This is a genomic window from Companilactobacillus metriopterae (assembly GCF_004117915.1).
Classification (GTDB): Bacteria; Bacillota; Bacilli; order Lactobacillales; family Lactobacillaceae; genus Companilactobacillus; species Companilactobacillus metriopterae.
The window spans coordinates 239,779-262,476 of sequence record NZ_RSTD01000002.1 but is presented as its reverse complement, the minus strand read 5'-3'; the positions used below and the strand labels follow the sequence as shown (position 1 = coordinate 262,476).

Sequence of the window (22,698 nt, the reverse complement as noted above, 5' to 3'; positions counted from 1 at the left end):
CAAAAGATGACAATCAAGTTCAACCGTAACGAATACTCAGCACTATTGAACGACATGGATCAAATCACAATCAATGGTCAAAACTTCTCAGGTGGACTATTGACAAAAGTTTGGGACAAAGTAAACAACACAGTTACAGTTACACGTCAAATCAACGTAACAACTGACAACTACACAGATACAGCTATCGATGATGTTGTTGATACACCAATCGTTAACCTATCAAACGACACAATCGTTACTCACGTATACGATGCTAACGGTAACCAAATTGCTAACCGTGCATTGGCACAAGGTACTGGTTGGAAGACAGATACAAAACGTGTAAACAACGCAACTGGTCAAGTATACTACCGTGTTGCTACAGGTGAATATGTTAAGGCTGAAGATGTAACACTTCGTGGAACATCAACAACAACACCTTCAACAGGTTCAGAATTAACAGATATTACTGACTTAACAGGTTCACACACAGTATCACTAGACACACCAGGATTTGTATATCCACTATACACAGCAGCAGGTTCACAAGCTGGACGTAACGTTGCTGGTGGAACATCATGGATTACAGATAAGACTGCTAAAGATGCAGAAGGTAACACATACTACCGTGTTGCTACAGACGAATGGGTAATGGCTGGAAACGGTGTTAACTTTAGCTAATTCGTTTTAATAAAAAAGATCGCCTTTGGCGGTCTTTTTTTATTGTCTAAATAAATTTAGTTCTTAAATAATATATATAGAAATTATTAATTATACTCTTTTTATCAAATTGTCTTAATTTTCGGGTTTATTAATTGATTTTTTAATTCTTGTGAATAAAATATTTCGTTTTATTATTATTTATCAATTTATTGGAATAATCCGATAATAATTCAATGATTTTTTAGAATTTCAGATAAAATTATAGAAAATTCTTATTTTAATAAAAATATTATTTTATTTTCTAAACCTTTTCAAAGTATATATTCTTATGTAATATATGGGATATGAAAATTGTTCAATTTCTAGTTGGATAATTTTTAGAATATATAATTTTTAGGGGGATTTTTCTATAATGAAAAAATCTATACAATACGCAGGAATTGCTGCAGCTACATTGCTAGCAGTTGCTCCACTAGCAACACCAATGATGGGAGTTGAATTACCATCAGCATCTCAAACAGCCAAAGCTACTATGGATCCAGCCACAGAGCTAGATGCTTACAATACATTCGATGCTACTTTTAGAGATTACAATAACTCATCAAGAGCTGACTTCTTGAAGAGTGCTGTAAGTACAGCTGCTATGACAAACAATAGATTCACATACTCATTCACAGGAACAGGACTTACAGCAGGAGTTGATATCCTAGATATCCTTGCTCCAGTACATCCTCAATTCCAATCACTTTCAAATGATGGTGATGTTACTCTAGGATTGAACGAAATCGTATTCCTAGTTGTTCCTCCAGTAGGAATGTCTACTTCAGAATGGATCGGTCAAATGCGTGCTGCTGGTCAAAACGGTGGTTCAGTCCAATACCGTATCGTTGGTTTTGCAATGCAAACAATCAAAGATCACGCACTATGGTCAAATGAACAAATTGTAAGATCACTTACACCATACAGTCTTGCAGGTAAGAAACTAGATAAGACAGTTACTGCAAAGACAACAAGTGTTACTCAAGTATCACACGCACTAAACATTAATTACGCTACACCAGTTGATGGATTTGTTGGTGAATCAAAATCTGATTTCTATACAAATGGTAAGTTCCCACTAACAATCAAGAATAACTTGGGTGAAACAGTTACACCTCAAGATGTTACTTCAACATTCTTCAAAGGTACTGATATTCTAGGTACAACTCTAGGTGCTTCATCACTTACAACAGCCGGTGTTGTTACACAAAAAATGACAATCAAGTTCAATAGAACAGAATACTCAGCATTGTTGAACAACATGGATCAAATTACAGTTAACGGTCAAAAATATTCAGGAAATATCTTGAACAGAGTATGGGACAAGATCAATAACACATTGACAGTTACTCGTAAGATCAATGTTACATTGGATAACTATACAGAAACAAAGATCGATGATATCGTTGACACACCAGTTGTTAACCTATCAAATGATACAATTGTTACTCACGTATACGATGTAAATGGCAAGCAAATTGCTAACCGTGCTCTATCTCAAGGTACAGGTTGGAAGACAGATACAAAACGCGTAAACAACGCAACTGGTCAAGTATATTATCGTGTTGCTACAGGTGAATATGTTAAGGCTGAAGATGTAACACTTCGTGGAACATCAACAACACCTTCAACAGGTGCAGCATTAACAGATATTACTGATCTTTCAGGCAAGCACGTTGTTGATCTATCAACACCAGGATTTGTTTACCCACTATACAATGCAGAAGGCAAGCAAGCTGGACGTAATGTTGCTGGTGGCACATCATGGCTTACAGATAAGACTGCTAAAGATGCAGAAGGTAACACATATTACCGTGTATCTACAACAGAATGGGTAATGGCTGGAAATGGCGTTACTTTTAAATAATTAATTATATAGATACACAAAAACTACTAAAGAATATTCTTTAGTAGTTTTTTATTTTTATAATAGGAAGGAAATTTCATTTATATTAAAATTAATTATCATTTTTAAATATATATTGTATGCTGTGATGATTATTACTATAATTTAGCTTGTAAGGTAAAATAATATACCTATAATTAGGGAGATTAAAAACATGAAGAAAACAATTTTGGCTTCAACATTAGCAGCAACAGTGCTAATTTCAACACCAATTTTAACAACAGTCGCACAAGCTGATGTAGCAAAAGACGCAATCTCATCTGTAACAACATCAACAAAAAATACAGATACAACACCAACACAAGATACTGCAAATACAGAACCAGCTACTACTAATGAATCAGGTACTGATACAGCTGTGACAGAATCACTTACAAGTGGCTTTGATACGATTATTGACAAGATCAAGGATCAATTAGGATTAGGTGATAAAGATTCAGAAGAATATACTTTAGCTATGGCTATTGATGGATCATTAGTAAATCAATATAATCTTACATCTGTTCCCGCAATATCTGGATTGAAAACTGATGACAAGGGTGACGCAACAATGACTGCCCAAACTTTCTACAAAACTTCAGTAGGTAAGTTACAAACTGCACCTTCTACAGGATCAACTTCATCAAGTAATGCGTTACTAGATTTGATTAACAGCATACTTAAGGGTGACGATTTAGACAAAATAAATATGAAGATACATCTTACAGATTTAAAAGATAATCCGCTATCTTCATCTGCAAAAGCAGCGGATTATAAAAAAGGATACAAGATGTCTATAACCTATTCTGTTAATAAGTCTGGCGGAGAAGAATTATTTACAAGAGATGAAGATCTAGTTTACTCACCTTCATCACAAATTGATACAGATGACAACGAATCTCTAAATGCTAGATTCACATCACCATATTCTGTAGCAGCTGGTACAACTAATGCTTCATTACAAGGCATCGCTACAGATCTATATATTGCTGATGACAATGGAAATACAGTATCAAATGTTACAAACACAACAGGTAAGTTATACACAACTGAAAAAGCTGCCTACAATGGTACAAGTTCAAAAGAAGTAACTTCTTCTACATTGGACACAGTAGGAACAACTTACTACCAAACAATTAATGTAACATCTACAAGTCAAGCAATGATCAATCTTATGACTAAAGTTTCTGACGGTGACGAAGATTACGCATTGATGGTAAATGGTTCTGAAGCAGATGCTGACAACTTAAATATTAATCTTAAATCAAAATCTGTAACATTCAGACTTGTTAGAGCTGTTACTGTTGCTGCTCCATCTACAGCATGGAACACAACATCAATTTCAGGTACTGTTACAACAGGAAGCAATGCTACTTACACACTTGTAAATGACAATGGCGCTGCTGTTGCTAACCGTGCTCTATCAGGTAACTCATCATGGAGAACTGACACTGTTCGTACAAACGCTGCAGGTCAAAAACAATATCGTGTTGCTACTAACGAATGGATTGACGCATCATCTGTAACATTTTCAGATGGTTCATCAACATCAGGTTCAGCAATCACAAGTATCACTGATCTATCAGGTTCACACGTTGTTGATCTAGCAACACCAGGATTTGTATATGCTCTATACAAAACAGATGGTGGAGCATCAACGAGATATGTAGCCGGTGGAACATCATGGGTTACTGATAAGACAGGTAAAGATGCAGCTGGAAATACATACTACCGTGTATCTACAAATGAATGGGTCATGGCTGGTAATGGAGTAACATTTAAATAATTAAAAAGACTGCTTATGCAGTCTTTTTTTATTTCACAAAAAAAATAAGACATTCTTCGTAATTTTAAAAAGTTCACATAAATAAAGTGAAATATATTTTAGGGACAATTTTTTAATTATGAAGAGAAGTATTAGATATACACTATTGTCAGCCGTAGTGTTGACATCAGTATCAGCCACACTACCAGTACTTAACGTCAAAGCTGATGTGGAAGAACCTACATCAGAAACTACAGAAGTTAATAATGAAACAATAGATAGTTATTCTTTAATACCTACATGGGGACATGACGACAAAAAAGATTTACCTACAGAAATAGGTAAAGTTAATGCCAAACTAGCCAGTCAATACGGATTGAAGAAAGTTCCAGAATTGCATGGATTATTAAAATCTGGATTGATTGATAGTTATCAGAAACAGCTTCTGTAAAATTTTTGGATCAAAAAAATGTAAAAGTTCAGCTATCAGTTAGAAGTATCGACAAAACTAAAAAAGTTGTTAACCTAGATGATATTAAAAACATCGATAAAGCAAAACAAGGTTTTTACATCACAATTAATTTCTTATATTCAAACGGTAAGTCAATTGCTAAATCTGCTGAATTGAAATATTCAACACTACCAGAAGTAGCAGCTACAGATTTCAAAGAAATGAACGTTAGCTATACTTCTCCTGTAAAGGTAGGAGTGGGATCATCAATCAAGAGCGTAATGGATCCTAAAAAATCAGATTTAAAAGTTGTCTTAAATAAAAAAGGACTAGCAACTAATGCCAAAGTAGATATGGGTAAGATTTACTCAACTGAAGCAGAAGCAGTCAAAAATACTGGTAGAGGTATACTTACTAGCCCAGTAGGTAAATTTTCTAAGTTTACTAAAAACAATGCTACTTATTATCAAAATGTTACAGTAAGTGTAAATGACGACAAAGTTAAGTCACTTATTAAGAGAGTATTGCTAAACGAAGAAGGTTTCTCTGTGACAGCCAGTGATAAAATCGCAAGTATCGCAGAAAATGAAATGCATTTCGTAAGAAAAATATCAGTTGTAGATGCAACAACTCCTGATACTACAGATCCAGAAGAACCAGAAACAACAGATTCAGCCTGGAAAGAAAGTTCAGTTTCAGGAATTGTAACTACTGGTAACAAAGATTACTACACACTTGTTAATGGAGAAAACAAACCAGTAGCCAACCGCGCATTAGGTGGAAACACATCATGGATTACTGATACAGTGAGAGAAAATTCTAAAGGTGACAAACAATATCGTGTTGCTACAAATGAGTGGATTGATGCTAAAGATATCACATTCTCTGAAGGCAAGCAGTCAACAGCTATAAATGAAATCACAGATCTACCAAGAATTCATGTCGTAACTGTAGATACACCAGGATTTGTCTATCCATTGTTTACTATCGATGGAGTAGCTTCAACAAGAAGTGTTGCTGGTGGAACAGCATGGGCAACTGACAAAGTTGGAAAAGATAGTGCAGGAAATACATACTATCGAGTATCAACAACAGAATGGATTCTAGCAGGAAACGGCGTACATTTCGAATAGATAGAAAAAAGACTATGAAATCATAGTCTTTTTTTGTTGTTTACTATAAATGTTAAGAATTTTTTAAGAAAATAGATTGTTTTGAATTCAAAGCTCAACTATAATTAATTTGTATATTCATATATTACAAATAGGGGAGAATATTATGAAAAAAAGTTTAAAAATGGCAGTATTGCTATCGGCTACAATACTTGTCGCAAGTCCAGTAATTGCACCATCAATTGCAACTTATAGAGCTCAAACATCTTTGGCTGCAACACACAGTGACAGCGATATGGAAAAAGCTATTGATAAATTCAATAACAAATTGACAAGTATTTACGGTATAACATCAACAAAGTGGAATAATACTGCAGATTTAACAGAGATTTTTTCTGGGGACACTGCAACTAACACTATAAATACAAATGTTGAGTATAGTAGATTTCAGGCAAACTCAGGTCAATCAAATGTATCACATAGCGTCCTTTCAGATAGTGATTCTCATGTTCAATTACAGTTAACTTTGGAAAAACTAGATGGTACTGAAGTAACAAAGTGGTCTGATCTTTTAGCTATTAATAACGAAAAAATAGGATATAAGATTGTTGTAAATGGTTACACTTACGGAACTACAAACAAACCTTATAATCCAACAGACAAAACATTAGTTTATTCAAAATATTCAAAATCGGTTACTGATAGTGACGTAACTTCAGCTAATGTTAAGTATTCTAGACAAGTTAAAGTTAATCTAAAGTCAAAAATTTCAGATTTATCAGATCCTAAGTCAATTGACTTATTCATGACCGATCAAAATGATGACAAACAATTAGATGGCTACTCGGTAGCACCTGGACGTGTATACACGTCTGAAAATGCTGCTATTAAAGATAATGGTGGTTCTAAACTTTATGCACCAGCTTCAGGTACATTTGAAAAAGCAAATGCTACATACTATCAAGCACTAACAGTTAAATCCTCAAATGCCAATTTAAATGCATTATTCGACCATTTAGAAGATAATTCTCCGAGCTACACTATTGTTGTAAATGGAGAGAGACTTAGTGGTGACAAATTTGCAGAGGATTACTATGCAAACTACAGTAAAAACGAATTTACTGTTGTAAGAAGGGTTTACACTAACAACACACCTGCAGTTGATGTTCAAGACAATCTATGGAAAACAAAGGATGTTACTGGTGTTGTTACAACAAAAGAAAATCCATTCTACACATTAACTAATGACAAGAACGAATTTGTTAAAGATCGTGCTTTAACTGGTAAGTCAGCATGGAAGACAAATGCTGTTCGTACTAACAAGTCAGGTGTTACTCAATACCGTGTAGCTACAAACGAATGGATCGATGCTGCTGGTATTACTTATGTAGATGGCGCAACTGCTTCTGCAAACACAGCACTTACTTCAACACACAAATATGACACAGCACATGTTGTTAGCTTCGACACACCGGGTACAGTTTACAGATTGTTTGATATAAATGGTAAAGCAACTGATAGATACCTAGCTGGTGGTTCATCATGGTTAACTAATGAAAGAATGGTAGACGCTAATGGAAATGTCTTCTATAGAGTATCTGCTAACGAATTTGTAAAAGTTGACAATGGAGTTAGCTTTAAATAACAAATAAAAAAACCTCAATCATATGATTGAGGTTTTTTATTTTGTATTATCTTTGTTTGATGTCACTTTCTTTGATAGTTGAACGACCATCAGCGGCAGCGTTCTTGATAGCGATAACTATGTCGTTGTCACTCCAAGCATCAACATTCTTAACACCTTGATCTCTAAGTTGTTGTCTTGCTTTTTCAATATCGGAAGCAGAGATGTTTCCTCTATCTACTACATCAAAATCACCATTAGCAGCATTACCTGTATCTGATGAAGAACTACTACTTGAGCTAGACGATGTTGTAGTTGAACCTGTGTGATCTAACAATAGGTCAACTGCATCCTTATAGATATCAGAGTAGTAAGCATTTCTGATGTTTTCAGCATTTAGAACTTCTTTTAGAAGAGCAATAGCTGATTCTGTATTACCAGATTCAAAGAATGTTTTTGCATTTTTAACATTCTTTGAGTAGTCGCTACGATCTGACTTGATATTCTTGATATCACTGATCAAATCCTTAGCATTAGATTTCATAGTAGAATTACCATTTGATTCATCTTTAACTTTGTTCAATGTTGTCTTGGCTTTACCAAACTTGTGACTGTTCATTTGTTTTTGAGCAGATACAAGGTTCTTAGCCTGATTCTCAGATGCCTTAGACTTATCATCATTCTTAGCTTCATTAGCTGATTTGTAATAAGCGTAAGCTTCTGAATAATTTTGATCGTTTACGGCGTTGTCACCATTAGCCATAGCTGAGTTGTATACGCTGGAATCTCCACTACTATTGGAACTGCTGCAGCCTGCAAGCATAAGTACCACAGCACCTAAAGTAGTAAGAATAAGAATAGATTTTTTCATTGAATACCTCCATTGATAATCTTATAAACCCCATTATAACATGTTGCAAAAAAATCAAAAATTAATTTCCGATTACTAACGTGTTAAACGTTATTAATATTGTAAGCAACTTAATTGGCCAATTTATAGTACTTACAAATAAAAAGTATAGGGGAAATAAATATGTCTTGGGAAAAAACATTAATTAATTTAACGCTAAAAAACGATGCGTATTCTGGAGGAACTGCTGTTAAGAGATTTAACAACATCATTCAAGAACCATCTAAGGAACAAATTCAACTACTTTCAGATGCCATAGTTATGTTGTCTGATGGGGATCAGCTATTGTCATCACAAATTGTTAAACACGAAAACGTCTAATGGGGGAATCTAAATGAAAAAATTACAATTGAGTTTTAAAACAGCCGAAGGTAAAAGTAAGAATCTAGTTCTGAATTATGTTAAGGATGACCTAGATGCACAGACTGTCAAAGATGCTATGAGTAAGATATCAGCTAGTAAATTGTTTGAAAAAGATGATATTAAACTTTATCAAGAAGCAGCTTCTGCAAAGTATATCGAACGTGTTGAAAAGGTTATTTTCTAGTAAATATTATTACTTGAAGATATTAAAGGATATATATTTTTGTTATCACAAATATAAATAAAAGTCACAGATCAATTTTCCTGATCTGTGGCTTTTTGCTACAAATTTTATTATATGTCTTATCGGAGTAAGAAATTGAAAATATTACGATGTCAAATTTTATGAGTATTTAATAAAAATAGTAAATAAAAATATCAAACGTATTATTCGTAAAGATTTTGGCAAGGCAAATCGTGTGCAAGTAAATTGTTGTTCCAATTATGGGCACATATACTTTAGTCAGTGGATGAGATTAGTCCACAAGAAAATATATAGCTGGATTAAAAATTGAAATATGAATGGGAAGTCATAATTTATTGGTAACTAAAAAGAATCACTAATTTTTAATCCCTTGGGAGGATATCTTATGAAAACAAGTATTAAATATGCAGGAATCACAGCCGCTGTCTTGCTAGCAATTGCTCCAGTGGCTTCAGTACAGGCAGCCTCTGATCCGGTAGGTACAGTATCTGGACCTAAAGCACCAGGTGCAGGTAGTGAAATGCCCGGTGGTTTGGCACAACCAGACCAAGTACCTTATCAAGCACCACAAGCATCTGCTCCAGAAGCTAAAGCTCCGCTAGGAACAGTTTCAGGACCTAAAGCACCAGGTTTAGCAAGTGAAATGCCTGGTGGCTCAGCACAACCAATTCCAGCCTACTCTGGTGTAACAACATTTGATGAACCAGTTACAGAACCAGGTGCAGATGCTGGCGACGGTAGTAGCACAGGTTCAGGATCAACTGAAGGATCTGGCTCACAAACAGCCACAGTACCTTCAGCACAACAAGCACAAGCTGATGCTGACGCATTTATGAAACAATTAGCACAAGGTGCTACATATGACCCAGCAAAAGGTCCACAAATTCCAACTGATAAATATGGTGCTGATGTTGATGTCAAAGCAGCAGATTTCTTGTCAGGTTATCCATTCTTAGTAGCATATACATCTACTGATAAGGATTTACCAGCAAGACTTGACTCTGAAGGTGCAGTATTGCACATCACAGCCGTTGCTAATGATAAATCAATTGGCTCAGGTGTATTATCAGCAAGTGACGTTAATAAGATTTTGTCTGATCCAAATGGTAAAGGTGTAACATTTACAGTTTCATTCAAATCAGCAGGTTCAGACAAACAACCTATTACAAAGTCTCAACAAATTAGTGTTCAACCACAATCTGTTACAGACGAATCAATCAGTAAATTGGCAGTTACATTCTCATCACCACTTAATGTAGCAGTAAACTCTAGTGTTGTTAATGCTAACTTGTCAATTACTTCTGACTTGAAGTTTATTGATCAAAAAGGTGCTGCAGTTATTCCTAAGGAAGTAACTCCTTCAGATAAGCTTTATACTTCATATAAAGCTGCTGTAGCAAATGACGGATCTACAGGTGTCGCAGCTGACGCTGATGGTATCGCCGGTGGTTTGTTTACAAAAGCAGACGCAGTATACTATCAACCTATCACAGCATCATTTGACACAGATAGTGAAGCTGGTAAATTCTTAGCAGCATACGAGAAGGATCCATCAAAACTATCATTGACAGTTAACGGTGTCGATGCTGGTCAATTGCTAGACGTATCTCTAAAAGATGGTACAGTAACATTTGTACGTAAGATTGTTGTATCTGGCGCTCAAGATTATCAAGTAAAAGATATTAAAGGTGTCGTAACAACAAAATCTGACCAACAATATTACACATTAGTAGATGACAAAGGTAACATCATTAAGAACCAAGCTCTTGCAGCAAATACAGCATGGCTAACAGATCAACAACGTACAGCATCTGACGGTTCTGTTCAATATCGTGTTGCCACAGGTGAATGGATCGATGCCGCTAGTGTAACATTCTCTGATTCTAGCGCTACAAGTTCATCTGCCTTGACAGATATTCAAGATTTGCAAGGTAGACACGTTGTAAGTATCTCTACACCAGGATTTGTATATCCATTATTCCAAGCAGATGGATCAAAAGCTGGTAGAGCATTAGCTGGTGGTACCGATTGGTTAACAGATAAAACAGCTAAAGACGCTGAAGGACATGTTTACTATCGTGTATCAACAACAGAATGGTTGATGGAAGGTACAGGAGTATCATTCAAATAATCAACAATTTAAATAAATAGTTCACAAAAAAGAGATCGGCTTAATGCCGGTCTTTTTTTGTAATATAAATGAAATAATTAAGAAATTATAAATTAATATCTAGGATATTGATTAAAATTTATCAATCTCATATACTTGTTTTGTGGTCGAGAGAAATACCACGTTCACATGATTACAAACAAATTAATGTTTCAATCGGAGGATATACATGAAGAAATCAATTAAATACGCAGGAATCGCAGCTGCAGCACTTCTAACAGTTGCTCCTATCGCAACACCAATCGCATCAAACTTTACAACTACAACAGTTCAAGCTGCTACTAATACTCAGTTATCAACATCTGTTAACAACTATAATGGCAGTTTGACAAGTAGAAAAGTAGACACTTTACCTGTTCTAGCAACAGATTTACCAACATATGCTAATGGATCAGCAACAATGAGTTTTAAAAATTTTGAGGCAACACAACTATATCTAAATAATGCGCAACCTTCAAAGGCGGACTTGGACATTCTTGGAGACTCAACAAAAAATTTACAAGTTACCGTTAAAGTTTCTGGAGCATCAACTCTTGATGATTTAAAAATAAAAGATGCTGGTGAAGGATTTACATATACATTATCTTATTCATATACAAATGATGCTGGCAATCCAGCAACATTACCTTCATCAAAAGAGATTACATATTCTAAAACATCTACATCAACAACAACAATGAAAACTTCAAATGTTGATTATGATGATTCAATTGATGTTTTAACAAAATCAAATACATCTGATGTTAAACTTTCAACATCTACAGATTTGAAAGTTACAAATAAGAATGATAAGACAATCTCTGGTGTAACTGCACAACCAGGAAAAATTTATACAACAAAGAATGCTGCTATTAAAGAAAACCCATCTAATGAATACACTGCAAGTAAATTTACAACTGCAGACAAAACATATTATCAAGTAATTAACGTTACTTCATCAAATGCTGATTTCACAGATTATTTAAATAAATTTGCTGCTGGTACAAAAGGTTACACAATGACAGTTAATGGTGAAAGCATCGACGCAAGTGATATCACTATTACAGATGGCGCAATGAAAGTTATTCGTGCAATCAATGTTGCTGATGAAGTTACACCTCCAACTGATGGTTGGACATACTCAGATCTTAATGGTGTAGTTACAACTGGTTCAAAAGATGTATACACACTTAAGAATGATGATAACAAAGAGGTTGCTAACCGTGCTTTAGCTGGTGGAACATCATGGAAAACAAACTCAGTACGTACAAACGCTGCTGGTGAAAAACAATACCGTGTTGCTACTAGCGAATGGATCAACGCATCTGACGTTACATACAAAGACAGCACAACAACTCCAGGTACTGGTATCTCAAATATCCAAAATCTAACAGGTACACATGTGGTTTCACTTGACACACCAGGATTTGTTTACGCATTATATCAACAAGATGGTAAGACATCATCTAGATATGTTGCTGGTGGAACATCATGGGCTACTGACCAAACAGGTACTGATGCTAACGGTGTAGTTTACTACCGTGTATCAACTACTGAATGGGTAATGGCTGGACAAGGTGTTAACTTTAAATAATTAAAAGTTTAAAGTAAAATTAAGACTCGCTTCGGCGAGTTTTTTTTATACCCAAATGTTGTATAATACAACATAAGCAATCAAAAGGTGGTACTAACATGATTACAGATGTTAACGGAATTGTTAAAGTAAATCAGGACGACAGATATGTCGTATTCTTATTTGACACATTCGAAACAAATCGCAAAATGTTACAAGACAAATTTGTAAAAGGTCAAACAGCTTGGTATACAGACGCTAAGGGGGTTGGAGAAGACGGCAAAGTCTTCTACCGCATCGCATCTGATGGCGAATGGATTGAAGCTGATTATGTAGATTATATCGAGAGATAAAAAAAGTCTTATTCTCGTCCAGAGAATTAGGCTTTTTTAAATATGTTTCAAAATTATTAAATTTTTTTATGTTATTTGTTTAAAAAGTATTACAGTTTGACCTAATATATTGAAGAGATGACAAAATCATAGTACTGTTATCATTAGAGAAAAATTTAACTTAATAACAAAAATCACGGGGAAATCGCAATGAAAAAGAAATGGCTTGCTTCCACTGCACTAGCTGGATTGATCACTTCTGTTGGAGCATCAACAGCTACACAAGCAGTTCGAGCATCTGACACATCAAACGACACAGATAGTCAATCACCATCACAATCATCTACAGGTAAGGATACATCAGTTGCATCTGTTATGGATGAAACAGGTGCACCTGTTACTACACCTGAAGAGGCATCTGCAGCTAACGCAGGAGATGCTAGTCTAGCTGCATCTATGGGTAGAAGTGCTGTTGAAGCAGTTACACAAGCTGCCGCAACCAAAGCAGCAACACCGCAAGAACAACAAGCATTCTTGGCAACTGCAGTCCCTCTAGCACAACAAATGGCTGCTAAATACAATATATATGCATCAGTAATGTTGGCACAAGCTATCTTGGAATCTTCTTGGGGTCAATCATTATTGGCTACCGAAGCGCATAACCTATTTGGTATGAAAGGTGATTACAACGGTAATTACTACACTATCCAAACAGGTGAATGGAGCCAAGAACAAGGATATTACTATATAAGTGCTAACTTTAGAAAATATCCTTCATGGACAGAATCATTTGGTGACAATGGTAATAAGATCCGTAATGGTGTTTCATGGGATTCAACATACTACTCTGGTGCATGGAAAGAAAATGCTGCAACTTACAAGGATGCTACACAAGCGCTTCAAGGTAAGTACGCAACCTCTCCAACATATGCTCAAAGTTTGAACAACGTTATAGAAACATATAATTTAACTCAGTATGATACTAATACATCCACTGGAAACAACAATGGTGGCTCAACTGGTGGAGATACAAACTCTGGTTCATCAGCTGTTGTTAATGGTACACAAACACCTATGGATGATGTAGCTGTAGTAGTCAACAAGAACACAGCACATCTATACATCGATGCTTATCCTAACCAATCATCTAATAGAGCTCTAGGATATGGTACTCCATGGAAAGTAGCATCAAAAGTTGTAACTTCTGATGGTTCTGTTTACTATCAAGTATCAACACACGAATATGTTAAAGCATCAGATGTGAAGTTGAATTCTTCAACTTCATCAGCTACACAAGCACCTGAAAAAATCAGTGATATTGCTAAGATTTCATCTGTTCGTGGTGCTACTGTATATAGTTCACCAGATTTATCTTCAACTACAAGTCGAGTACTACCTTATCAATCAGACTGGGTAACTACTGCTTATGTTCTTGATGAAGATGGCAATAAATTCTACATGGTTGGTAAGAATGCTTATATCCTTGCTGACGATGTAACCTTGAATTCAGAAGCTGGATCTACACAATCATCAGCCAATGAAGGAGAAGATACAATTGTTTCTTATCCAGATGTTGTTACTGTAACAGCATCACCAAGTGCAAAATTATACGATGACAATCACAAGTTATTGCAAGTTAGTCTTGCTAACAAAACTGATTGGAAGATTGACAAGAAGTCAACACATGCTGATGGTTCAGTATGGTATCGTGTTGCAAGTAACCAATGGGTAAGTGCAGACAATGTCCAAGTTAAGGGAACTAATTACGTGAAGACTGTAAGTGGTTCTGTTAAAATCAATTATATTCCAGGTTATGCAGTTAACGTTTATAACTCACCTGCAGTTAATAACCAATTTACTGGTAATAGATTGTCAGACGGTACAACATGGGACGTCACTTCAATGCAAATTGTTGATGGTCAAACATGGTATGAAGTACCAGGCGGTTGGGTAAATGGAAAATATTGTATTTACACAGCAAATTAATATAAAAGACGCCAATAGGCGTCTTTTTTTTGCGCGGAGGACAAATTTGTTATATCAGTTTAAGGATGTACTAGTTAGTAAAAAGTACTTGTTAGGGGAGGGATTGCGATTACTCTATATCAGCGAAGACTTTGAAGTCGATCCTGATGTCGTAGCGGTATTAGATGTTTCTAAAGAAAAATTGTCTTATGGCAAATCGATAATTTTGCACAAAAGTAAGGGAGTATTCTTTGTTAGTCAAAATAGTAGACAGGTTATAAATGAGTTTCACAAGTACAATCGACTGGGAATTTTACTATCGAAGATTCTAGCTAATTATTTTGAAATAAAGCAACTTATCCCGTTAGTACATGGTAATTATGCCTACATGCCGATGCGAGGTACTAGTCATGGCAGTACTGACTGGATAGGAGTACATCATGTGGAAGATTTTAATCAATATGAACAACAGGGGATATTTGAAACATCACAAGGAAAGGTGACAATCGAATTTCCAAAAGGTAACTTAAATGATCGATTGCATGATTGTTGCTTCTTGAGTGAGATATTTTATATTGCGATTAGAAGATTAGTCGATACTATGAATTATGAACTGAAACCATCTGAAGATACAGGGATGTTGCAGAAGTATCATCTGTGTAATTGCCTGAGGCACAGCAGTAGGGACAATGTCAGATCAGATCTCAATCCTGTGATTGACTTTGTCAAAGACTCTATGTTGTACTCGATGGTTCATGGGGAAATTGGTCAAAGAGATTTGATTACAAGTTATAAACAACGAATTAATATGTTAAAGCATATCTTCTAATCCTGTCAGGTAGAGCTATATTAAGTTGAAATGTTTAGATTAGTTTGTTGATAGATCAACTTATAATCTTAGCTTTGTCGATTATTATTACAGATAGTTTTTCGATACTTTATTAATTGCCACAAGCGCTTGTGAGTAATTGGTGAGGTACTGAAATGAATTTAGAAGAAGGATTTGAATTAGCTATACAAGATGAAAAACTAATTCACGGTGTTTTGAAAAAATTAGGAATTTGGCAAAATAATCCTAGTTATCAAGATTACTTACAAGAGGGATTTATAATATATGCTCGCGCATATGTAGATTACTGTAAAAGAAATGATAATCTAGAAAAATTCAATGTCTATGTTTATCAGAAATTACGTTGGAGAATACTAGATCTGATGCGACAAAACCAACGATTCGAGGACAATCATGAGTTAGGACTAGAGATAGAACAGAGCACTGAAATTGATAATTTAGAACTAGACTTCACAAGTCTGGATCTGACAAAGATAGAAACAATAATCCTGACGGAATGTTTCTATAACGGTAAATCACTCACAGAATTGGCAAAAATATTAAAATGTAGTGATAGAAATTTGAGATATCATCGAGATAAATTACGTCAAAAAATTATAAAAGATTATCAATGTGTTACATAGTTTTACAGTTCTGTTACTAAGGATATTTTCATCAAAAAACTTGTTATACTTATTGAGTTAAGAAAAGGGAAGGTAATATTAATGTTTTTGCATAAAAAATTTATAGCAAGAATAGCTACGGCAGCTGCTTTAGCAACATTTGGCTTGGTTACATACAATCAAGTTTCACCAAATGCTGCAGTAGAAGTTAAGGCTGATTCTTGGATTAACCAATATATAGTAGATAACAATATCAAACCTGCATCAATTACATACGAACAAGGAACATTTTCAAATTTCTTTGCTTATCGTCATGGTGTCGGCAAACCTGAGGGAGTAGTTATTCACGAAACAGCTACGCCAGGCGCTACAGCTAGAAACGAAGTTACTCTATTTAATAGAGATTGGGGAAAGTTGAATACTTATGTTCATGCTTTCGTAGATGACAAGGAAATCTTGAATATTCACAGCACTGACTATGGTGTCTGGGGAGCTGGTCCTACAGCTAACTCAAGATATATTCAAGTAGAGTTGTGTGAAGTTAAGACCGCTGACGCCTTTGCACGTTCAGTTTCCAACCAAGCTTACTATACAGCAGCTAAGCTACTTCAATATGGATTACCATTTGAACCAGGTACTACTGTTGTTTCTCATAAGCAAACAGGAGATATGTTCCATGAAACAAACCATGTTGACCCAGATACATACTTCGATACATGGGGCTATGACATGGAACAATTCAACGCTCTAGTTTCTACATATTACAACAATATGAAGAACGGTAATGCCGTTGATAGTGGTACAGGTAGCACTACTGCTGGTGGTGGTTCTACAACTTCTCCTAATGGCAATGCCAAGGGTGACGGTGTGGTAAACGTATCAAATTCAACTAACTCAAGTGTACCAATTGTACAATTTAATGCAGCTGGTAAACCTGTTAATTCAAACCGTGCTCTAGCAAACAATACACCATGGTATACAGATCAAACTAAGACATACGGTGGTCACACATACTATCGTGTATCAACAAAAGAATATGTAGAAGATACATACGCAACATTCACAGCTAACTAGATATAAATATAGGCTCTCACAAAAATTTCGTGGGGGCTTTTAGTTTTAAATAATCGATTATTATCAGAAATGATCTTATAATTCACTATTAAGGGTTACAAATTAATTTTTTGGGAGAAAAATACTATGTTCAGACATAAGAAATTTATTGCAGAAATTGCTGCCGCAACAGCAATTGCAACTTTTGGATTTGCTACTTACAATTCAGTTTCTACACAAAGTGTGCAAGAAGTACAAGCTGCAACATCAGCAATCAACACATATATAACTAATAACAATATTCAACCGTTAGGTATCACTAACGAAGAAGGAACATTTACAAGAATGTTTGGTTATCGTAACGGTATTGGTAAACCTGAAGGTGTTGTTATCCACGAAACAGCTACACCAGGAGCTACAGCTAGAAACGAAGCTACTTACTTCAATAGAGAATGGATGAATATCAGTACTTATGTTCATGCTTTCGTAGATGACAAAGAAACTTTGAATATCCACAATACTGATTATGGTGTCTGGGGAGCTGGCCCTACAGCTAATGCTAGATATATCCAAATCGAGCTATGTGAAGTAAGTACTACTGATGCATTCGCACGTTCAGTTGCCAATGACGCTTACTACACTGCTTCAAAACTAGTTCAATATGGATTGCCATTCACACCGGGTACTACTGTTATGTCACATAATGATGTAAGTAAAAACTTTGGTGATACAGATCACACTGATCCTGTTGGTTACTTCTCAAAATGGGGTTACAGTATGGATCAATTCTATGATCTTGTAGGTACTTACTACAACAACCTAAAGGGCGGTACATCAACCGGTAACAACGGTGGTGGTACAACTATCAATGGTGACAACAAGGGTGAAGGTGTTGTTCAAGTGAAGAATCCTAATGGTTCAATTGTTCCTATTTCAGTGTTCAATGATGCTGGTCAACCTTCAAACTCTAACCGTGCTTTAGCAAACAATACACCATGGTATACAGATCAAAGTAGAGTTTACAACGGTCACACTTACTATCGTGTATCAACTAAAGAATGGGTTATTGATACATACGCAACATTTACAGCTCAATAACAAATAAAAAGACCTACCATTTGGTAGGTCTTTTATTCTATTCTGAAATCAAATATATTTTATTATTAGGTATAATAAAAGTAACGAGTTTTTTTAGGGAAAAGGGAATGGATTAATGAAAAAAAGAGTGTTAGTTATAGCAGCATTTTGTTTGCTGTTACTATTATCAGCTTGTGGTAAGAGTGATTTGCAAGATTTGACAGAGTCTAATAATACTTGGTACATGTATCAAGATGAAGGCAGTTCCGATGTGGTTTCACTGAAATTCACAAAGGATAATAGAGTATCAGTTAGGGATGTCAATAATATAGGTGAATCAATAGGTGTTAGACGACTGGATAGCGATAACAAAAATCCTACCTACAAAATTGCTAGAGACAAGAAGACCCTATCCATCGCTACAAAAGATTCACCGCTAAACTTTAAAATTCTGAAATCTTATTCTGAAAATATATATGGAAAACATATGGTGGGATACCAAATTCAATCAGGTGGGGAAACATACAAACTAGCCTATATTTCTAAGAATGAAAAAAAAACATCTTCAGATGATACAACAGAAGATAAAAAAGATTCTGGTCAAAAAATCAATGTAGATGATATGGCTAATCACTTGATAAATGTAAATAAAGGTGCCAAAGCTATCAAAGATGAAAGACTGATTGGAAAATTTGATTTCTCAACACTTATTGACCTACATAGATCATTAGCTAATCTAGAAATCAAATCAAATGGCACTTACCAGATGACTATCACTGAACATGCACCACAAGAAAAAACAGAAGAAAAAGATAATCCCTATATCGTTTCTACTGTGGTTGAAACTGGTCAGGTCAAATCGCTGTATGGCAAATATTATTTAGTACCTATGAATCAACTAACTATTTCTTATTATTTCCGCGGTCAAAACGTCGATAGATTGTTACCATCAGGAATGAATTTGAAGACTAATTCTAAAAAAGCTAACCAAATAAATAGATCTAAAACTAGAGTTGAAATTACCGATGATGGATTGAACTTGTTCGCTGACGATTTCGAACCAATCACATCTTCAGATAATAATGCAATTCCATTGGTATCATCAGATACAGAACAAGTGCAGATTGCTGATGCAATTACTCAAACGTCTGATTACTACAAAGATTACAAGGCTAATCCACTTACTTCAAATGCTGACTTGATGCAATTAGCAGGAGCTATTGCTGAAAATAACAATAAAAAAATTGGTAGTTATGGAGTTAACTTTGGTGATCAATTCGGTTCTGATCTTGCGCCAGATGAATATATCGGCACAGGAAAAGATGGTAGTCAACAACCAACTATGCAATATGTATTCATGGTTTCTCCTTCTCAAGATGGGCAAAAGAGTGCTGCTATATCAACAAATCTGGGTAATTTCTTGATATTTGGTGAATTGGAAAACAAATTATTTATCTTGAATCAACCGGACAAGGATTTGACAACGGTAACTTGGAAACAAGTGAACGATGTAAAATTAAAAGTTCCTGCTCTAAAATCAACTATTGGTTAGGCAATTTGTCTGATTACTGTTATTATTAAAACTAATAAATATCAATAGGAGAACGCCATGTTATCGTACGAACGATTCGTTGAAAATCGACGTCTACGTCGCTTTGTTTTGCTAGCAATAGTAATAATATTTTTTTATTTGATGAGAGGGATGATGAGTTTATTCCTCCTAACATTCACTTTTACATTTTTATCAGTTCAACTAGTAAGATTTGTTCAAAAATATATTAACATTAAACCGATCTGGATTATAACGCCGGTGTACCTGGTTATCATTGGTCTGCTGGTCTTTGCGGTTACCAATTATGTGCCAATGCTTGCTAATCAAACTATGAAAATGATTAATTCATTGACTAAGTTCTATCAGAGTAAAGAGTTGAGCTCTAATCAATACTATCAATTTGTCTATTCTTATATTAAACAGATTAATTTGGACAATCAGATTAAATCCGGACTAACACAAGTAATCAATTATATTTCAACTGTAGGTGCAGTTGGTCTGAATATTGCACTATCATTCTTATTGAGTTTCTTCTATACCTCCCAACTAGATCAAATGAATGCATTCGGTCGACGTTTTTTGACAAGTAATTTTGATTGGGTTTTCAAAGATTTAAACTTCTTTGGTAAAAAATTTGTAAACACATTTGGTGTTGTCATCGAAGCACAAATTTTTATAGCAATTGTAAACACTGTTTTGACTACTATAACTTTGGCAGTTATGAAGATGCCTGGCCTAGTAGCTCTAGCATTTATGGTTTTCATACTTTCACTTATTCCAGTTGCTGGAGTGATCAGTTCACTAGTTCCGCTTAGTTTTGTCGGATACACAGTCGGTGGATTGAGATACGTCATCTATATTTTGATCATGGTTGCAGTCATTCACTCAATCGAAACGTATTTCTTGAATCCTCAATTTATGTCTAGTATGACTCATTTACCAATATTCCTAACTTTTGTTATTTTGATTGTTTCAGAAATGTTGATTGGTACATGGGGACTTATTATTGGAATTCCAATTTTTATCTTCTTCTTGGATATATTGGGAGTTCACTCCATTGGAAAAGGTAAAGAAAAACCTAAGTCTGAATTACCATCTGACTCATAATGAGTATAGTGGTCTATAATTTATGATAAATATATACCTCTTGAATGGAGATGTGCGTTATGACTTTTAATGATAACCAAGACCCTATGATGTATGGGCAACAAGATAACAATCCAGGTTTCCCTGAAGAATTTGATTCTGCTAGGGATTTACCTAGAGAAAATCAAGATCAACAATCGCAAGATTCTTACTACATTCCTCAAGATAATCCCTTACAAAATGATGTTCAATGGGAATTAACTGAAAGTGATTTAGAATCATTGATTGAGCAAACTAAAAATACCAAATCTCAATTGAGACATGAGCTGTTATTTGACCGTAGTTTTTGCAATCATGTTTTGAAAAATGCCGATAATACTCATGAAGATCAACGTCGTGAAGCTGAAAAACGTATTGAAACAATCAATGCATCTCTTCGCCGCTGGTTTGGTAGTGACAAGATGGCAAACGAATTATTCATAGATGGTAGTCGTAGCTACTATACATTTATCGATAAATTGCCAGTTACACCGACAAAAGATAATACTCAAATTTGGTCACAACTGACAGAACTACTATCACTTAATGGAGTGATGCCCAACTTTATAACAGCACAATATGACAATGAATTAGAAGAAAAATGGCAATCTTATCAAGCACAAGGTTATTTCTTACAAGATTCATTTTTAGAAAATGTTTACGATGATTTGCAAGAACGTGATATCTATGAAAATGTTGCAGGAGTGAATGTTCCCTTTGAGGATACATATTATGTTGAAACAGTCAGTCCTGAACTTGACCAAGTATTCGATGATAATAACAAGATAGTCATGGAAATTTCTCGCAATGAAAATCAACAAATATCTGTTATCAAACATTTCCGCAATGAAAAAGTTGTAAGTATAGATTATTTTGATAATCGTGAAGTACTATCATATACACAATTTTTCGATAAGAAGGACGAAAAGAAACTAGTCCGCGAAAACTATTATCGTCAAGATGGCACACTGGTATTAATCAAGAGTTTTGATGAAGATGGCTTAAATATTCAATTATTTACATCAGGCAATGTTCTACTAGAAGAATTCAGTAGTGAAGAAGCTCTGGTTTCTTGGTGGTTGGCAAACAAAGTCTTCAAAGGCATTCCAGTCTCAATCTTTGTTCCAGTTAGTTCAGTTTATTATAATGAATTGTTGAAATTGAGAAATTACGGATTTGAAATTATTCCAGTTGTCATGTCAGTTAATAAGTTCACTGAAAAAGTCGAACGAATCATTAACGATGCTGATAAAATTACTGCAATCGTTGCAGGAAGCGACAAAGTAAATGAATATATCAACCAAAAATCAAAACAACGTATTGATATAACAACTATTCGTGAATACGAAGAATCAGATATAGAGAATTAATTACAGGAAAAGTAGTCTATGACTACTTTTTTTTGTGGGCAGAATCGTGTA

The 22,698-nt window shown here is 35.0% G+C and carries 20 protein-coding genes; 19 read left to right on the top strand and 1 reads right to left on the bottom strand.

Annotated features, from left to right (window positions below; genetic code table 11):
- From EKN01_RS06460 to EKN01_RS06435, 6 genes are all read left to right on the top strand, one after another.
- On the top strand, positions 1-663 hold a 663-nt coding region (locus EKN01_RS06460; protein WP_206731626.1), incomplete at its 5' end, for an SLAP domain-containing protein.
- A 394-nt stretch (positions 664-1,057) separates the two neighbouring features.
- Positions 1,058-2,551 (top strand): SLAP domain-containing protein, encoded by a 1,494-nt coding sequence (locus EKN01_RS06455; RefSeq protein ID WP_129045468.1) that lies wholly within the window; start codon positions 1,058-1,060, stop codon positions 2,549-2,551.
- 193 nt (positions 2,552-2,744) lie between these two features.
- On the top strand, positions 2,745-4,355 hold the full coding sequence (locus tag EKN01_RS06450) for a hypothetical protein (protein ID WP_129045467.1): 1,611 nt from the start codon (positions 2,745-2,747) through the stop codon (positions 4,353-4,355).
- 118 nt (positions 4,356-4,473) lie between these two features.
- Positions 4,474-4,785: a hypothetical protein gene (locus tag EKN01_RS06445; RefSeq protein WP_129045466.1), complete on the top strand. Its 312-nt coding sequence runs from the start codon at positions 4,474-4,476 to the stop codon at positions 4,783-4,785.
- 5 nt (positions 4,786-4,790) lie between these two features.
- Entirely contained in the window at positions 4,791-5,918 is a 1,128-nt protein-coding gene (locus EKN01_RS06440; protein ID WP_129045465.1) for a hypothetical protein, read from the top strand.
- A gap of 145 nt (positions 5,919-6,063) precedes the next feature.
- Positions 6,064-7,542, top strand: coding sequence for a hypothetical protein (locus EKN01_RS06435; protein WP_129045464.1), 1,479 nt, complete (start codon positions 6,064-6,066; stop codon positions 7,540-7,542).
- A 46-nt stretch (positions 7,543-7,588) separates the two neighbouring features.
- Here the strand turns inward: EKN01_RS06435 and EKN01_RS06430 are convergent, their stop codons facing one another.
- Positions 7,589-8,392, bottom strand: a complete 804-nt coding sequence (locus EKN01_RS06430; RefSeq protein ID WP_129045463.1) for a hypothetical protein — start codon at positions 8,390-8,392, stop codon at positions 7,589-7,591.
- A 162-nt stretch (positions 8,393-8,554) separates the two neighbouring features.
- On the opposite strand from EKN01_RS06430, the gene EKN01_RS06425 reads away from it, so the two are divergent.
- The 13 genes from EKN01_RS06425 (at position 8,555) to EKN01_RS06365 (ending at position 22,647) form a co-directional block, all read left to right on the top strand.
- Complete coding sequence (locus tag EKN01_RS06425) at positions 8,555-8,752, top strand: hypothetical protein (RefSeq protein WP_129045462.1); 198 nt, start codon at positions 8,555-8,557, stop codon at positions 8,750-8,752.
- Between the two features lie 13 nt (positions 8,753-8,765).
- Positions 8,766-8,978, top strand: a complete 213-nt coding sequence (locus EKN01_RS06420) for a DUF2922 domain-containing protein (RefSeq protein ID WP_129045461.1) — start codon at positions 8,766-8,768, stop codon at positions 8,976-8,978.
- Between the two features lie 406 nt (positions 8,979-9,384).
- Positions 9,385-11,130 carry a hypothetical protein gene (locus tag EKN01_RS06415; RefSeq protein WP_129045460.1) on the top strand — a complete coding sequence of 582 codons (1,746 nt, stop codon included), beginning with the start codon at positions 9,385-9,387 and terminating at the stop codon, positions 11,128-11,130.
- 208 nt (positions 11,131-11,338) lie between these two features.
- Positions 11,339-12,742, top strand: coding sequence for a hypothetical protein (locus tag EKN01_RS06410; RefSeq protein ID WP_129045459.1), 1,404 nt, complete (start codon positions 11,339-11,341; stop codon positions 12,740-12,742).
- 98 nt (positions 12,743-12,840) lie between these two features.
- Complete coding sequence (locus EKN01_RS06405; RefSeq protein ID WP_099973935.1) at positions 12,841-13,074, top strand: hypothetical protein; 234 nt, start codon at positions 12,841-12,843, stop codon at positions 13,072-13,074.
- Positions 13,075-13,263: 189 nt separating this feature from the next.
- Positions 13,264-15,039, top strand: coding sequence for a glycoside hydrolase family 73 protein (locus EKN01_RS07975; protein WP_129045458.1), 1,776 nt, complete (start codon positions 13,264-13,266; stop codon positions 15,037-15,039).
- A 46-nt stretch (positions 15,040-15,085) separates the two neighbouring features.
- Positions 15,086-15,847: a hypothetical protein gene (locus EKN01_RS06395; RefSeq protein WP_129045457.1), complete on the top strand. Its 762-nt coding sequence runs from the start codon at positions 15,086-15,088 to the stop codon at positions 15,845-15,847.
- Between the two features lie 155 nt (positions 15,848-16,002).
- Positions 16,003-16,491, top strand: a complete 489-nt coding sequence (locus EKN01_RS06390; RefSeq protein WP_129045456.1) for a sigma-70 RNA polymerase sigma factor region 4 domain-containing protein — start codon at positions 16,003-16,005, stop codon at positions 16,489-16,491.
- A gap of 81 nt (positions 16,492-16,572) precedes the next feature.
- The gene (locus tag EKN01_RS06385) at positions 16,573-17,544 is read left to right on the top strand and encodes a peptidoglycan recognition protein family protein (RefSeq protein ID WP_129045455.1); all 972 of its coding nucleotides are present in this window, start codon (positions 16,573-16,575) and stop codon (positions 17,542-17,544) included.
- A 126-nt stretch (positions 17,545-17,670) separates the two neighbouring features.
- On the top strand, positions 17,671-18,621 hold the full coding sequence (locus tag EKN01_RS06380; RefSeq protein WP_129045454.1) for a peptidoglycan recognition protein family protein: 951 nt from the start codon (positions 17,671-17,673) through the stop codon (positions 18,619-18,621).
- Between the two features lie 115 nt (positions 18,622-18,736).
- Entirely contained in the window at positions 18,737-20,152 is a 1,416-nt protein-coding gene (locus tag EKN01_RS06375; RefSeq protein WP_129045453.1) for a hypothetical protein, read from the top strand.
- Between the two features lie 57 nt (positions 20,153-20,209).
- On the top strand, positions 20,210-21,259 hold the full coding sequence (locus EKN01_RS06370; RefSeq protein WP_129045452.1) for an AI-2E family transporter: 1,050 nt from the start codon (positions 20,210-20,212) through the stop codon (positions 21,257-21,259).
- Between the two features lie 59 nt (positions 21,260-21,318).
- Positions 21,319-22,647, top strand: coding sequence for a hypothetical protein (locus tag EKN01_RS06365; protein WP_129045451.1), 1,329 nt, complete (start codon positions 21,319-21,321; stop codon positions 22,645-22,647).
- The last annotated feature ends 51 nt before the right edge of the window (positions 22,648-22,698 follow it).

What these genes read in the sequence shown, in the direction of transcription:
- EKN01_RS06430 (WP_129045463.1), bottom strand. Translation starts at nt 8,392, where the DNA reads ATGAAAAAATCTATTCTTATTCTTACTACTTTAGGTGCTGTGGTACTT.
- EKN01_RS06415 (WP_129045460.1), top strand. Translation starts at nt 9,385, where the DNA reads ATGAAAACAAGTATTAAATATGCAGGAATCACAGCCGCTGTCTTGCTA.
- EKN01_RS06390 (WP_129045456.1), top strand. Translation starts at nt 16,003, where the DNA reads ATGAATTTAGAAGAAGGATTTGAATTAGCTATACAAGATGAAAAACTA.
- EKN01_RS06455 (WP_129045468.1), top strand. Translation starts at nt 1,058, where the DNA reads ATGAAAAAATCTATACAATACGCAGGAATTGCTGCAGCTACATTGCTA.
- EKN01_RS06420 (WP_129045461.1), top strand. Translation starts at nt 8,766, where the DNA reads ATGAAAAAATTACAATTGAGTTTTAAAACAGCCGAAGGTAAAAGTAAG.
- EKN01_RS06410 (WP_129045459.1), top strand. Translation starts at nt 11,339, where the DNA reads ATGAAGAAATCAATTAAATACGCAGGAATCGCAGCTGCAGCACTTCTA.
- EKN01_RS06385 (WP_129045455.1), top strand. Translation starts at nt 16,573, where the DNA reads ATGTTTTTGCATAAAAAATTTATAGCAAGAATAGCTACGGCAGCTGCT.
- EKN01_RS06450 (WP_129045467.1), top strand. Translation starts at nt 2,745, where the DNA reads ATGAAGAAAACAATTTTGGCTTCAACATTAGCAGCAACAGTGCTAATT.
- EKN01_RS06380 (WP_129045454.1), top strand. Translation starts at nt 17,671, where the DNA reads ATGTTCAGACATAAGAAATTTATTGCAGAAATTGCTGCCGCAACAGCA.
- EKN01_RS07975 (WP_129045458.1), top strand. Translation starts at nt 13,264, where the DNA reads ATGAAAAAGAAATGGCTTGCTTCCACTGCACTAGCTGGATTGATCACT.
- EKN01_RS06425 (WP_129045462.1), top strand. Translation starts at nt 8,555, where the DNA reads ATGTCTTGGGAAAAAACATTAATTAATTTAACGCTAAAAAACGATGCG.
- EKN01_RS06435 (WP_129045464.1), top strand. Translation starts at nt 6,064, where the DNA reads ATGAAAAAAAGTTTAAAAATGGCAGTATTGCTATCGGCTACAATACTT.
- EKN01_RS06365 (WP_129045451.1), top strand. Translation starts at nt 21,319, where the DNA reads ATGACTTTTAATGATAACCAAGACCCTATGATGTATGGGCAACAAGAT.
- EKN01_RS06405 (WP_099973935.1), top strand. Translation starts at nt 12,841, where the DNA reads ATGATTACAGATGTTAACGGAATTGTTAAAGTAAATCAGGACGACAGA.
- EKN01_RS06370 (WP_129045452.1), top strand. Translation starts at nt 20,210, where the DNA reads ATGTTATCGTACGAACGATTCGTTGAAAATCGACGTCTACGTCGCTTT.
- EKN01_RS06445 (WP_129045466.1), top strand. Translation starts at nt 4,474, where the DNA reads ATGAAGAGAAGTATTAGATATACACTATTGTCAGCCGTAGTGTTGACA.
- EKN01_RS06375 (WP_129045453.1), top strand. Translation starts at nt 18,737, where the DNA reads ATGAAAAAAAGAGTGTTAGTTATAGCAGCATTTTGTTTGCTGTTACTA.